This window comes from Sphingobium sp. IP1 (genome assembly GCF_002708645.1).
GTDB lineage: Bacteria > Pseudomonadota > Alphaproteobacteria > Sphingomonadales > Sphingomonadaceae > Sphingobium > Sphingobium yanoikuyae.
The window spans coordinates 1-12,777 of record NZ_NOIW01000130.1 but is presented as its reverse complement, the minus strand read 5'-3'; the positions used below and the strand labels follow the sequence as shown (position 1 = coordinate 12,777).

General features: G+C 57.9%; 11 protein-coding genes and 1 tRNA gene. 8 read left to right on the top strand and 4 right to left on the bottom strand.

Annotation, left to right across the window (positions count from 1 at the left end):
• A partial coding sequence (locus CG471_RS26215; protein WP_143560278.1) for a TonB-dependent receptor occupies positions 1 to 571 on the bottom strand: 571 nt, incomplete at its 3' end.
• 351 nt (positions 572 to 922) lie between these two features.
• Here CG471_RS26215 and CG471_RS26210 point away from each other — a divergent pair.
• From CG471_RS26210 to CG471_RS26190, 5 genes are all read left to right on the top strand, one after another.
• Positions 923 to 997: transfer RNA gene (locus tag CG471_RS26210), tRNA-Gly, on the top strand.
• A 380-nt stretch (positions 998 to 1,377) separates the two neighbouring features.
• A complete protein-coding gene (locus CG471_RS26205) occupies positions 1,378 to 1,980 on the top strand; it encodes a sigma-70 family RNA polymerase sigma factor (protein ID WP_234415660.1) in 603 nt (200 codons plus the stop codon).
• On the top strand, positions 1,977 to 2,975 hold the full coding sequence (locus CG471_RS26200; protein WP_048938919.1) for a FecR domain-containing protein: 999 nt from the start codon (positions 1,977 to 1,979) through the stop codon (positions 2,973 to 2,975). Before CG471_RS26205 ends, CG471_RS26200 begins: the two co-directional genes overlap by 4 nt.
• A 96-nt stretch (positions 2,976 to 3,071) precedes the next feature.
• Positions 3,072 to 5,618 carry a TonB-dependent receptor domain-containing protein gene (locus CG471_RS26195; protein WP_257211695.1) on the top strand — a complete coding sequence of 849 codons (2,547 nt, stop codon included), beginning with the start codon at positions 3,072 to 3,074 and terminating at the stop codon, positions 5,616 to 5,618.
• Complete coding sequence (locus tag CG471_RS26190; protein WP_099234265.1) at positions 5,618 to 7,789, top strand: prolyl oligopeptidase family serine peptidase; 2,172 nt, start codon at positions 5,618 to 5,620, stop codon at positions 7,787 to 7,789. Before CG471_RS26195 ends, CG471_RS26190 begins: the two co-directional genes overlap by 1 nt.
• An 8-nt stretch (positions 7,790 to 7,797) precedes the next feature.
• Here the strand turns inward: CG471_RS26190 and CG471_RS26185 are convergent, their stop codons facing one another.
• From CG471_RS26185 to CG471_RS30345, 3 genes are all read right to left on the bottom strand, one after another.
• The gene (locus tag CG471_RS26185; RefSeq protein ID WP_099234264.1) at positions 7,798 to 9,522 is read right to left on the bottom strand and encodes an asparagine synthetase B family protein; all 1,725 of its coding nucleotides are present in this window, start codon (positions 9,520 to 9,522) and stop codon (positions 7,798 to 7,800) included.
• Positions 9,519 to 10,157: a lasso peptide biosynthesis B2 protein gene (locus tag CG471_RS26180; protein ID WP_048938916.1), complete on the bottom strand. Its 639-nt coding sequence runs from the start codon at positions 10,155 to 10,157 to the stop codon at positions 9,519 to 9,521. The genes CG471_RS26185 and CG471_RS26180 overlap by 4 nt, the downstream gene beginning before the upstream one ends.
• A 65-nt stretch (positions 10,158 to 10,222) precedes the next feature.
• Positions 10,223 to 10,360: a benenodin family lasso peptide gene (locus tag CG471_RS30345; RefSeq protein ID WP_004209709.1), complete on the bottom strand. Its 138-nt coding sequence runs from the start codon at positions 10,358 to 10,360 to the stop codon at positions 10,223 to 10,225.
• An 846-nt stretch (positions 10,361 to 11,206) separates the two neighbouring features.
• Here CG471_RS30345 and CG471_RS26175 point away from each other — a divergent pair.
• The 3 genes from CG471_RS26175 to CG471_RS30340 all read left to right on the top strand — a co-directional run bounded on the left by CG471_RS26175 (position 11,207) and on the right by CG471_RS30340 (position 12,279).
• Positions 11,207 to 11,413 carry a cold-shock protein gene (locus tag CG471_RS26175; RefSeq protein WP_004209708.1) on the top strand — a complete coding sequence of 69 codons (207 nt, stop codon included), beginning with the start codon at positions 11,207 to 11,209 and terminating at the stop codon, positions 11,411 to 11,413.
• A gap of 442 nt (positions 11,414 to 11,855) precedes the next feature.
• A complete protein-coding gene (locus CG471_RS26170) occupies positions 11,856 to 12,062 on the top strand; it encodes a hypothetical protein (protein ID WP_004209707.1) in 207 nt (68 codons plus the stop codon).
• On the top strand, positions 12,046 to 12,279 hold the full coding sequence (locus CG471_RS30340) for a hypothetical protein (RefSeq protein WP_080604487.1): 234 nt from the start codon (positions 12,046 to 12,048) through the stop codon (positions 12,277 to 12,279). The genes CG471_RS26170 and CG471_RS30340 overlap by 17 nt, the downstream gene beginning before the upstream one ends.
• Positions 12,280 to 12,777 lie beyond the last annotated feature (498 nt).

Sequence of the window (12,777 nt, the reverse complement as noted above, 5' to 3'; positions counted from 1 at the left end):
CCGGCGCGATGCTGGCGGACAGCTCGGTCGCATCCCTGCTGCCATAGAAGGCGCTGGCGCCGAAGTGCGGCATCTGGTCGCGGGTGGCGCTGGCCAGTTCGATCGTGCCGGCGACCGCGCCCGCGCCAAAGGCGCCGCTGCCGCCGCCGCGCGTCACCCGGACCAGCGCCAGCCGATCGGGCACCAAAGCCGAGAAGGGGATATAGCCGAAAAAGGGATCGGCGACCGGCACGCCATCAAGCAGCACCAGCGTCCGGCTCGACGCATTGCCGCCCAGCGCGCGCAGGGTGGCGCCCTGGTTCGAGGGATTGGACGCCCTGCTGTCGGACCGGCGGAACTGCTGGAAGCCCGCGACATCGGCCAGCACGCTCTCGATCCGACCCGACGCCGCATCCTCAAGCCGATCCCGGTCGATCGTCACGGAGCCGTAGGCCGGTGTCCCCGGCGGCAGGCTTAGGCCCGTGCCCGTCACCACGATTGACGCGGCCTCATCCGCCGTCACATCGGGCGCCTGGGCAACGGCGACGCCGGGCAGCGCGCACAGCATCAACGGCAGCGGCAGGATTTTCATGAAGCGCGTCCCCTTGGTCCGATTTTGCATCGGGGACTAGGAAGTCGCGCCCGCCACTGTCAAGCCGCGACCACCGGCATGCCCTGCCATGACCAATATCACGCAGATACATGCACGCCATGGCCAAAGGCGGCATGATTCGACGATTCGCCATGGGCCGATCCACAGCCGCGTTCGCCCCGGTGCCACCCGCCAATTTAATCGCACTGCCAAAACCCCCGGAAAACGGGGGATTTTTTCCTTTTTCGAAAAGTTTTTCATTTTTCTGCAATTCAGCCCTTGCCGACTTTGGAAACCACTGCTAGTTCGCCGCCACCCGCCGAGAGGGACACACTCTCCCGGCCGCCAAGAGCGGGCGTAGCTCAGGGGTAGAGCACAACCTTGCCAAGGTTGGGGTCGAGGGTTCGAATCCCTTCGCCCGCTCCAGAATTCTTCAATAAAATCAAAGAATTCTGGCCCGCCGGGGCCGATCCAAACCGCTTATTTTTCCTTCGAAAATCGCAAAGTAAGCGCATGGTAAGCATGTTTGGGGCTAGGTTCCGCTGTGCTTTTTCCATCACAGTTTACCAGCTTCCTGATCGCACCGGCTGCCTTGCGCAATCGATTACATGCCGCCATCATCGTGACGTGAGGAAATCCGAAGAGTGCCTCGCAAGCATACCTGCCAAGCATAATTTACGTCGGTCCACGAAGGACGGGCGGCCGCCTAGAGATGACAGTGGCATGTCGAACCGCGGCATAGCGCAGGGGAAAGCAAACAGTCGGGCGGCTGCCCGATGGCAGTTGCTGTCGCCTGGATTTGACTTGTGCCCTCTCAATTCCCTTTCCCGTGCCATCGTCCGCCTAGGTCCGTATCCTCTGGATGCCACAATAGTCCCGCCGATGGGACGCCGGCATCCGACGCCGTTTCTCCGCCGGCCGAAAGCCTTGCGCAAACTTTCCAGACCGAGCGAGCCGGGCTTCTGCGTTATCTGGGCAAACGCGCCGGATGGGATGCAGCACCTGATCTTGTCCAAGAAGTCTTCGTGCGCGCCGCAAGCAGCGAGCAGGCGGGACGACTCATAAATCCTGCCGCGTTCGTCAGACGAATCGCCCGCAATTTGCTGATCGATCGAGCCCGAAAGATAGGACGTGATAATGTCGTCATCTTTCCGCTCGACGAGCAGCGAGATGTCGTCGCGCAGCCAGAGCAATGCCTCAATTTGGAGGCGTCCGATCTACTACGCCTCTACGAGAATGCCGTCGATACGCTTCCCGAAAAGACCCGCCGTGTATTCCTGATGCACCGGGTGGATGAAATGAGCTATCGCCAAATCCATGAGCGATTGGAAATCAGCGTCGCGACGGTGGAATATCACATGGTGAAGGCGCTCGCGCATATCAGCCGCCACGTGGACGCGGCGCGATGAGCGACCTGGATGGCGACGATGGCGTCGACCGCGATGCCATCGAAGAACAAGCTATCGCCTGGTTCCTGAATCTGCGCGCTCGTGAACCGGGGGCGGATACCTCGGATCTCGACGCATGGCTGGATCAGTCTGCCGATCATCGACGGGCCTATGAGCGGGCTCGATATCATTTTGAGGCTTCAGAGATACTGAAGTCATCTGTCCGCCATGGCAAAAAGAAGCCGTTACATTCCCGCACATTTTTCCTCGGCCTGGGAATTGCAGCAGCACTTGCGCTGGCAATAGCTCTAGACGCGACCTTCACGTCGAACCAGCATCTGCGGACCGCTATCAACGAGGAAGCTGCGCCGGCGCGCATGCGTGCGCCGCGGCATCAGATCCGCACCGTGGCGCTCGCCGACGGTTCCGATCTCACGCTCGACGCCGCCAGCCAGATCGAAGTTGCAATGACGAGCAGAGAACGTCGAATCCGGCTCCTCGAAGGGAAGGCTCGTATAGCCGTGAGCGCAGACCCTCGCCCCTTCATCGTCGAGGCTGGTTCAGGCGAACTTATGGCCAATGCCGCAAGCTTTGATGTGGATATGGCGGCCGATGGTCAAATCGAGGTTGCCGTGCTGTCGGGTGAGGTCGAATTACGAAGATTGCTGCGCCCCGCGGTGTTGGAGAGGGTAGCCCCAAAGATGCAGGCCGGGCAAAGCTATGGCTATCTTGCAAGCGACTTCACACCAATTGCGGTCGGACAGGACGACACCGATCGGCGTGACTGGCCTAATGGCTGGACCGAATATCATTCCGCGCCCCTGTCGGAGGTGATTGCGGATGCCAATCGATATGCAAGGCAGCCGATCGAGCTCGATGAGCCACCCCTGGGCAATCTGCTGGTTTCGGGACGGTTCCATATTACGGATAGCGACCGCTTTGCCGAGAGGATCGCCTCTCTTTTCGGACTTGCTGCAGTGCACCGCCAAGGCGCCATTCACCTGCGCAAGAGATAAAATATTTTGATCGACGACTAAGGTCGTACCATTTGCAGCGTCAATCCCCCCCAGACGCGCCGATGTGGCGGGTCGGCAAACGCATTGGGGGGAACAATGTCCGTCACGAAGGTTCAAACGATTGCATTGCTCATGGCTGGCGCGGCAGGGGTTATTTCAATCCCAGCAACATGGGCCAAGGACGATCCGGCTATCGTCATCGACTTGGCTGCGCAGACGCTCGACCAATCTCTGCGCGCCGTTGCCTCGAGCGCTGGCTGGGAAATTTACATGTCTGCCAGCGATATCGAGGGCATTGCCGCTGCCCCGCTCAAAGGCAATCTGACCCCGAGTGAAGCTATTGGTCGGCTCCTCAAAACCACCGACCTCGAAGCTAAGATCGTGGATGGAGCCGTGATCATCCGCTCGAAGTCGATCAGCGATGAAAATTCGAGGGACATCATCACCGTCACCGGCAGCCGGATTACCGGGGCGCCGCCGTCGGCCCCCGTTCGCGTCATAACGGCCGAAGACATGCGCCGCGGCGGACAAGCGGACCTCGGTGAGGTCATCCGAAGTTCGCCGGTGAATTTTGGCGGAGGGCAGAATCCCGGTGTCGGCACCAGCCAGGGCAACAGCGACGTCAACGTCAACGGATCTTCGTCCCCCAATCTGCTTGGCCTGGGTCCAAATGCCACTTTGACGCTGTTGAATGGCAACCGCCTCAGCTACACCGGTCTTAATTCTGCCGTCGACATCAGCGCCATTCCCGCAACCGCAGTGGATCGTGTCGAAATCATCACGGACGGCGCTTCGGCGATTTACGGCGCCGATGCCGTAGCCGGCGTCGTCAATGTCATTCTGAAGCGCGACTATGAAGGCGTTAGCGCGCTGGCGAGAGTCGGGGGTTCGACCGATGGCGGCAATTTCCAGCAGCAATATAATCTGACGGGTGGCGCCAAGTGGGCCGGAGGCGGAATTCTCGCCGTTCTGGACCATTCGTCCAACTCCGACATTCCAGCATCGAGCCGTTCCTACGCCAAAAGCATGGCGACGGATTCATCGCTTTACCCCAGGCTCGGGCGCGATAGCGCGCTGATAAGCCTCTTCCAGGACATTGGCAGTCAGCTGAAGGCCAATGTCGACCTGATGTACAAGGACGGAAGGCAAGATGTGATCGCCGGCTTCCTTGAGGGACAGCCGCACACCGTCAGCGGCGCGGCGGTCCGGGCAGACACCCGGTCGTGGCTTGTCGCCCCGTCGCTTACGGCCAGCCTTGGCGCATCCTGGAATCTGCATCTCCTGTCGTCGTTCGGCGCCGACAAATCCCAGACTCATTCGGACATCTTCGCGGGAGGCTCGGTTTATGGGGCAAGTTATCGGCAATATGACAATGATGCTCAGTCGATCGAATTGAACGGCGACGGCCCGCTTTTCAGCCTACCGGCCGGCGAGGTTCGCGTTGCATTGGGCGGCGGCTATCGCCGTACCGGCATCGAACTGACCACCACCACATTGGGCGTCACGAGCAACGCCTTCAAGCAGCACAGTGAAAACGGATTTGGTTTCGCCGAACTGCTGGTCCCGATCCTTTCGCCAGCACAGAATTCCCGGCTGGGGCGTGCGCTTCGGCTGACGGGAGCATTCCGCTACGAGGCGAACTCAGGCACGGATTCCGTCGCGCTTCCGAAATTGGGGATCGTCTATGAGCCATTTGATGGCCTGGCGATAAAGGGTAGTTGGGGCCGCTCATTCCGCCTCCCGACCCTGTATCAGCGATATGGAAGCTACTCCGCCGTCCTATATCAGACCGCCAGATATGCCACGGGCTTTCCAGCCGACTCGACCATGATAATCTTGGGGGGCGCGAACGCCGACCTGAAACCCGAGAAATCGGAAAGCTGGACCTTCTCGGCGGAATTCCGTCCAGTCGAACATCCCGAATTCACCGGCAGCATCAGCTTTTTCCATTTTGATTACACCGATCGTGTTGCAACGCCACTGACGTCTGCGATCGGCGTACTCAACAATCCGATCTATAACAGCCTCGTCACGCTCGACCCGTCCACCTCCTTGCAACAGTCGCTGATCAGCGGTGCAGCGATCGGTCTGCAGAATGGCACGACCGGCACTTATGATCCCAGCCGGGTCGTCGCAATTCTGGATGGCCGTGACCGAAACATGGCACGCGAGATCTACAAAGGCATCAGCCTTTCCATGCGCTACCTGATCGGAGACCCGGATCGCGAGGCGCTCGATCTCAGCTTCGATGGCAATTGGATCGATAGCAGCAGGCAATTGTTCGACGGCCTGCCGACGGTCGATCTTTCCGGCACCATATTCAACCCGCCCAAGCTCAAGGGCCGCGTCGGTGCCAGCTATGTCACACCGCGGCTCACCCTCTCTGCATTCACCAATCTGAGTTCAAGCATCCTCGATAACCGGAGGCTGCCAGCTTACCGCCTGCGCGCGCTCGCGACCCTCGATCTTTCCGCCATCGCCAAGATGGGAGGCGGATTCGAATTGGGCGCCAATATGCAGAATGTCTTCAACGCCAAGCCCCCGTTGATCGTCACAGGCTCTGGTTATGACACGCCCTTCGATACGACCAATTACTCCCCAATTGGACGCTTTCTTTCCATCCAGATTCGCCGGTCGTGGTGATGCTGATGCGCGCGGAAACATGCCTGGCCATCTTGCTGACACTCGCGGCGGCACAGCCGATGGTGGGCCGTGCGGTCGCGGCTCAAGGCCACTTCTGGACCATGGACGACATATTGGCGATCCCCGCTGTGGCCGGCATCGCGCTGGCCGATGACGGACGATCGCTTGCCTACATCCTTCGGATCGCAAACCGAAAGGAGAACCGCACGGAGTTCGAACTCCATGTGACCAACTTCCAGCCGGATGGAGACAGGATCCTTGCCCGTTCCATCTGGATGGAAAGGCTCCAGGCCGTTCCCGGCAAAATGGCCTGGAGCCTATTGATCGATCAGGGACAAGGCGTTCAGCTCTATCAGTTCGGGGCCGACGGCGCCATGCAAGCCCTTGTCGTCAATCCCGAGCCAGTCCTGGTCGGGTCAGCCGATGGTGCACAATTCGGCTATGGCTTCACCGGGCCAGTACGCTTTGGTCTTGCCTATTATGACTGGTCACCCGACGGGCGTCGACTCTTCTACTCACTGCTGCGCGGTGAGGACGAAAAAGGAGAAATCCGGCATGATGAAGACGTCACGCGGCTGACCATCTATCGGCGACGAGGCCCGAGGGTCACGACACATTTCTTTATGAAGGAGGATGGTGGTCCGCCGCTCTGGATCGCTGACGTTGTCGGCCCCGACCGGGTTGGGCGCTATCTGGGCGGCATGCCGATCTGGCACGATGATGCGCTCGACTATGCACTCCAGGCAGACAACCTCAATGTGCCCCATCTCCAGCGTTACCGCTGGCGGTTCGAGGATCGCAAAAGCCGACCTCTTGACGAAGGGCCCGCGCTGTTCGCCGATCGCATCACGGGACCTCATGACGGAACGGTCGCGATCGAGCGCGTCAACCAGCAGCGTCGCTTGAGAGAGCGAACAATCGATGGCCGCTTGATCGACTATGGGGTGCTTGATGCCACATTGTCGGACGCTCGATCCCCTGGACATTGGCGATCTCCAGACGGGAGCATGGCTCTCATAGCAGTCCGCTTCACCAGCGCGGGCCGCTATGGCCTGATCCGCCTAGATACCGCTGGCAGAGTGGCGCGGATCGAGGTTCCTGAAAGCCTGACCCATTGCAGTTTTACGCCCAGACTGTCCGAAGGCGTGTGCGTGCGCGAAGGGGTAACGCGAGCGCCATCCTTCGTACGGGTCACCGTCGGCACGGGCAGGATCGAAGCGCTTCAGCCCCTGTCGCCGCGACATGATGCGATTACGCCGCTTCGCGTGGAGACCCGCATTCTGACAAACGCCTATGGATACCGCGCGCGAAATCTGATCATTTACCCCCGGACGTATAAATCCGGGCAACGCTATCCCGCGGTGCTCGTCACGCATGGTTCCGACGCCGACGAACGGTTCGGGTCGAAGGATATACAATGGGATTATCCGATCCAGCTCTTCGCTGAACGCGGATATATGGTCATACTGGCCAATGAGCCCGACGTCTCGCAAAGTGACGAACTGGAAAAGGCTTCGGCAGATCGCAACATGTGCGGCGGGACAACACCGCCTGCGGAAATACAGCGCCTGGGTTGGCTCAATCAGATTGAGAGCTTCCGTGTAATATTGCATGCGCTTGACACCGAAGGCCTGATCGATCCCAGGCATGTCGGCATTGCAGGGTATAGTTACGGATCCCAGATCGCGAATGTCGCCGTCACCCAGGCTGATCTGTTTTCAGCTGCATCCAGCGGCGATGGGGGTTTCCTCGAACCAACCAGCTATCGCACGCACCAATGCGTCTACCGGGCTATCTATGGCGGGGCTCCCGGCGAGCCTGTTGCGCAGCCAAATTATGCCGCTTTGGCCCCTTCCTATCGAGCGCGCTTCGCTCAGGCGCCGGTGCTGCAGCAGATCGCCGAACCACATGAGTCCGCGATCGATTTCCATCAGGCATTGCGCGCTGCGCAGATCCCTTCGGAAATATCACTTTATCCCGGAGAGAGCTGGGCGTCGGACGAGACGCATTTTTTCCATCTGCCCTCAAATCAGCTGGGCGCCATGGCGGAGAATCTGGAGTGGTTTGATTATTGGCTACGGGATCTTCCACCCTCAACTGAACCGGATGGCGCGCGACGCGCGCGATGGGAGGCCATGCGGCTTGCGCGGCCAAAGTCAGGCGATCGATGATCGCCGAGCTAGCCGGCCCACTGGCGAGCCCAGCTTTCCACCCCGGCAAGACCAAGCAGGCGGCGGGCATGCGTTCGGTCATAGGCCGGTCTGCCGGACGGCGCATCCGGCGGGGGCACAGCGCATATGAGGTCATGCTCAGCGAGGAAGCCGGACTTGAGGAAGGACAATATCTTGCGCTCATTGTCCCAATAATATCGGTCGAGAAAGCCCGCCGGCCCGCCTTTGGTCCGGCGGGCGGTAATGGCAGGCGGCAGATCGGAGGAAAAGGCGCGGCGCGCCATGGAGCGATCGATCCCGCCTTCCACCCATTGCCAGCTGGGTATGCCCAGGCAGACCTCCATGACCGACTGGGCCAACAACGGCGCGATTGTCGGTGGCTGGACGCGCCGGTCATGAAAGCCTTCATAGCCTACAGCTCGGGATAATGCGCGAATGTGCGCGGCTGCGCCGGGTGCGAGGCCCTCGGGCGGTGTCAGCCAAGGATGGATAGCGATCCTCTCCTTCGCCGCATTCAATCTTTCGATGTTGAGAAAGCCAGGAGTGCCTTGCGCTGCTTTGCGCGGACCACGTGCGAGATGCCGCAAGATATGAAGCAGAATGGTGGCATAGGAAGCGTCGTGCAATCTCGAAACATCCTGCATCGAGGCGATAACAGCCTTGGCGCCCGCTGCGTCCAGATAGCGATCAAAGATCGGCACAATCGAATGTGTCATTCCAAAGACATTATCCCCGCCATGGCCCGTGAAGAACGCCGCAATATTATGTTGTGCTGCAACCATGGCCTGGGCCTTGGCAGTGCTTTGGGCATAATGGGCCATCAGCGGACGCGCAGCATGTGCGACAATGGGCTGCTCAACATCGATGGCATCCAGGTCATAAGGATAGATGTCGAGCGGCATGTCGAGCGCTTGGGCAACAAGCTGCGCATAGTATGTCTCATCACCTTCGCGGTCGGTCCAACGTATGTGGAAGCCCCGAGGCGAAGATGTCGCCCCGGCGAGCCCCGCGCAGACGATCGAAGAATCCAGTCCGCCCGACAGGCCCGACGAGATCGAGGCGAACTCACCAGCCCAAGTTTTGATCGCGTCGAGAACGGTGGCGCGCAGATGTTCGATCGAGGCAGGGCCAAGGCGCGCACGACCGGCTATATAGTCCCAAGGTTGCCAGAGAAGGTCCGAGCGCTGCTTTGATGGCCCGATGTGTAGCCGCCCGCCCGGCACAATTTCCCGCACGCCGCAGAGGCATGTTTGTTCGCCAGCGTGGAACGGATGCCACATGTGGACAAGCAGTGCGTCCAGATCGACAGATATTCCATCTGATGCCGCGAAGGGAGATGTGCCCACCTGAGGCGCAATGACGATGCCCCCGTCAATCTCTCTCCAAAAAGCCGGCAGACCACCGGAGGGATCGCGGATTATGACGATGTCGCCGCCAGCAATCTGGAAGATGGCGACATAACTGCCCCAATAATCGCGTATCAGACTTTGCCCATGGGTTATGATGGCCGCATTGGTTTCGGCCGCGTTGAGCTCCTTGACCCGCCGACTGGGTAGCGCCTTCGTAAACAGATGCCCGATTATCGCGCCCTGCGTGCCGATCATCACGACAGGGTCGGACGTCCAAAGGTTGATAGGCACCGCGAGCGGCACCTTTGACATCTGGTCTGTCGCTGCACCTTTGGATCCGGCAGGCGCGCAGCGGACATAAGCCAGATAGCGCGACGCACTCATCTCGCCAGGATAGGTTCGAAAGCGGTGATCCGATCGACTCTGTCGGCCATCAGCCTGTCTTCGCACTGAACCCAACAATGCGCCGCGATCGGCAACTGTACGCCAATCACCAGGGTCGCTTGGTGGCCGAAGCGTCGCAACATCCGCGAAATCGCGATGCTGCGCGCAAGACAGTGATTATCGAGCGGCAGAAACTGCCGCAGGAGGTAGAATGCAGCGGCGACCATGGCTTCGCTGAAGATTGGCAGTTTCAACCGCGGCCTCACTGCCCCCTCCTCGACGCGATCCAAGATGGTCCGCAGCGCGTCGCGACGGACCTGAATCACAGCAATGGACAATGCAACAAGCGCCACTGGTGCCAAGAGCCAACCATGTCTGAGCTTGATCAGATCCAGATGACTGCATGTCGGAGCTACGGGTGCCGCTGCGCCTTCTGCGTCCATTATGGCCGGATCGAGCAGTCCTGCTCGGACTAGGGCCGCAATGTTCTCAGGGCCTGGCTTTGTTGCGAGGAGGGCGGTCAGATGGTCTCTGGTTGGCCCGCGGACAAGCTGATATCGCTCGCTCGCAATATTGAGAATTACGGGCGTCTGTCCGATCAGGCAGGCATGTAAATCTCGTCCTATCTGTCGCATTGCGATTTCCTTCCGCAAATCAAAAGGGCGCGCCGCTTTGGATGAGCGGTGCGCCCTTTCGACCTTCAGTCTTCGTCGGAAATGCCGGAAGCCTTGTACAGCGTGCCGTTGCCATCATCCTGGCCGATCAGCAGAACGCCGCGGGTGAGTTCGACTGCATCTCCCAAATCGACGATATCCTGCGAATGTGCATCACGTTCCATGGTCATTCTCCTTCAAATCAGCGACTCCATGTCGCAATTCGAAAGATTTCACGGAAACAATTCACCATCCATTTTATAATTACATTATAATCTATGAACAATTATCCCGATGCCACGGGGATGCGCTAATAGTGACCGAGCAGTGAGGGCGTGCGTTGGGCACACGCACTGACCCCTTTAGCCTTTCAGCCTGGACATGCGGGCCAGTCGCCCGGTCACCATCCACAATTGACTTTGTGGAAGAAGGAGACTGTTGCGACATATCTTGTTGCACAAGATAAATTGCCCCCACTTTGATACCTATCTGGCCCTTCGCGGCCAGTGATTGCATATTTGTCTGAGGTCTCGATCAAAGCGGCAGACCTGCATTCTCCTCGCAACCCAAGGGGATTATCCCTTCGCTGCCATGCACCCATTCCGACGCTCGTCGACTGCTCTGCCGTGTCGTCAAACGGACATGCGAAATTGCAGCAAATCTTCGATAAAGTCCCATATTCGCCATGCTCAAGAATGAGAGCGGCAACAGATTCAGTGGGGAATGCGGTTTCTTCAGAACCATTTTGGAGACACATCCATAGTGCCTGAAATATAACTGGAAACGTCCGTAGCGATAATTATAATAATCATTATTGCCCGATAGCAGTGAAATTTATATCGGAAATTCCTTATTTCAACCAATATTAAATTGTTCGTTTGACATTTCCAAAATATAATATATTTTCAATAGTGCTTAACGTCGCCTGCGACGAAATTTGCATCCTATTTGGGTGTCGTTTCCTTACTTGCGCTATCAGCTTCACCTGCAATTCCGCGGGTGGATTCTCTGTTTTCGTGAAGGGAACGCCCATGCCTATCGGCACCGTAAAATTCTTTAATTCTGACAAGGGGTACGGCTTCCTCGCCCCCGAGGACGGCGGTCCGGACAGTTTTGTCCATATTTCTGCCGTAGAGCGTGCGGGAATGATAACGCTCCATAAGGATCAGCGTCTGAGCTACGAAGTCGAAGCAGATCGACGGGGCAAGCAGTCGGCCGTGAACCTGGAAGCCGCGTAAATTACGAAGTCGAGTTTCTATTTTACACTGCCAGCGCGGCATTGCGTCGCGCTGGCTTGCCGTCTTGTCTTTGCTTAAACATCGGATAGCGGTTAAGTATCACATAATTGCCCTAAATATGGGCAATTGCCCCCGGCCAAGTGACAGCGGCCTAATGCTCCGGCTTTTTTTCTTTTGCCTTATGTGCCGGCGAAAGACGTCGTTGAGCGAGACTTTTTCATTACATCACACGCCAAGATGCGTGTTTCAGGAATATCATGAATCTCAGTATCCGTTCGAATATGGCTCATGCCAAATTATCGCCCGCGACTGGCAAAACGCCGCGTTCATTTTACCAAAACGTCCCTTTGGGCACTCTGCCCGTGCGCGAATTGCGCAGGGCTGTCGCTGAAATGATCGATTGACGTCCGTCGCAACGACATCCAACTCGCAGGAGATCGACATGCCCGCCACGATCGACTTCTACCTGGCCCGCGTCGCACAATGTGACAAAGAGGCGCAGGAAACCAATCTGGCGAATGTGAAAGAGCGCTGCCTGCGGTCAAAAGCTGCATGGCAGATCATGTCTGATCGCGCTTTGCTGGTCCAGATCGACCGCAAAAGACAAGCGCTGGACAAGATGCGAAAAAAGGATGAGCATCTTGATTAAGCGGGCTGGAAGACGGTTCGACGGTCCATATCTATCTTCGGATCAGATCGAGCGCCAAGGGCATATTCTTGAACTTGCCATAGCCCGATTGGGCTCTCAGGCCGCCATCGCATTTCTGAACGGCGAAGAGCCCGGCCTCGGCGGCCGACCACTAGACATCGCGGTAAAAAGCTCTTCGGGGCTTGAGGCGGTAAAGCGAATTCTCGAAGAACTCTGATAGATATTGTCAGATTTATCATTGATGCTTTTGCGCTTAAGCATCCGCGCATCGTTGCCCGATGGCCAAGGGTTGGGTCACGAACAGCGCAAGGTCGCGCTGATGAATATGCGGAACCCGACCATAAGCCAACAAGCTTGGGATGCAGTCCAGCACCGTCATCTCCACTGTCAAGGCGATGGGTATGAAGGCAGTTCCATTGGGCCGGCGTCAAAACAGGCGTGGATGGGCAGGGGAAGGCAGCCCGCCAGGCCATCCATGGTCATGAGCGGGCGCTGCATTTGCTGTCAGCGCCAGGTGAGCGAGCGCATTTCTTGGTTGCCAACCAATTATGCCGAATTCTCGAACAGAGTGGAGGAGCAGCATATTGGATGATGGGGACGATCTGAAGATCGGTGAATTATGAAAATCTATAAAACGTCTTATGATGTTAAATAGATATCAAAGTGAATATGGTATAATATGATTATTTTTAAAATAATTAAGAGCGTTCTACAT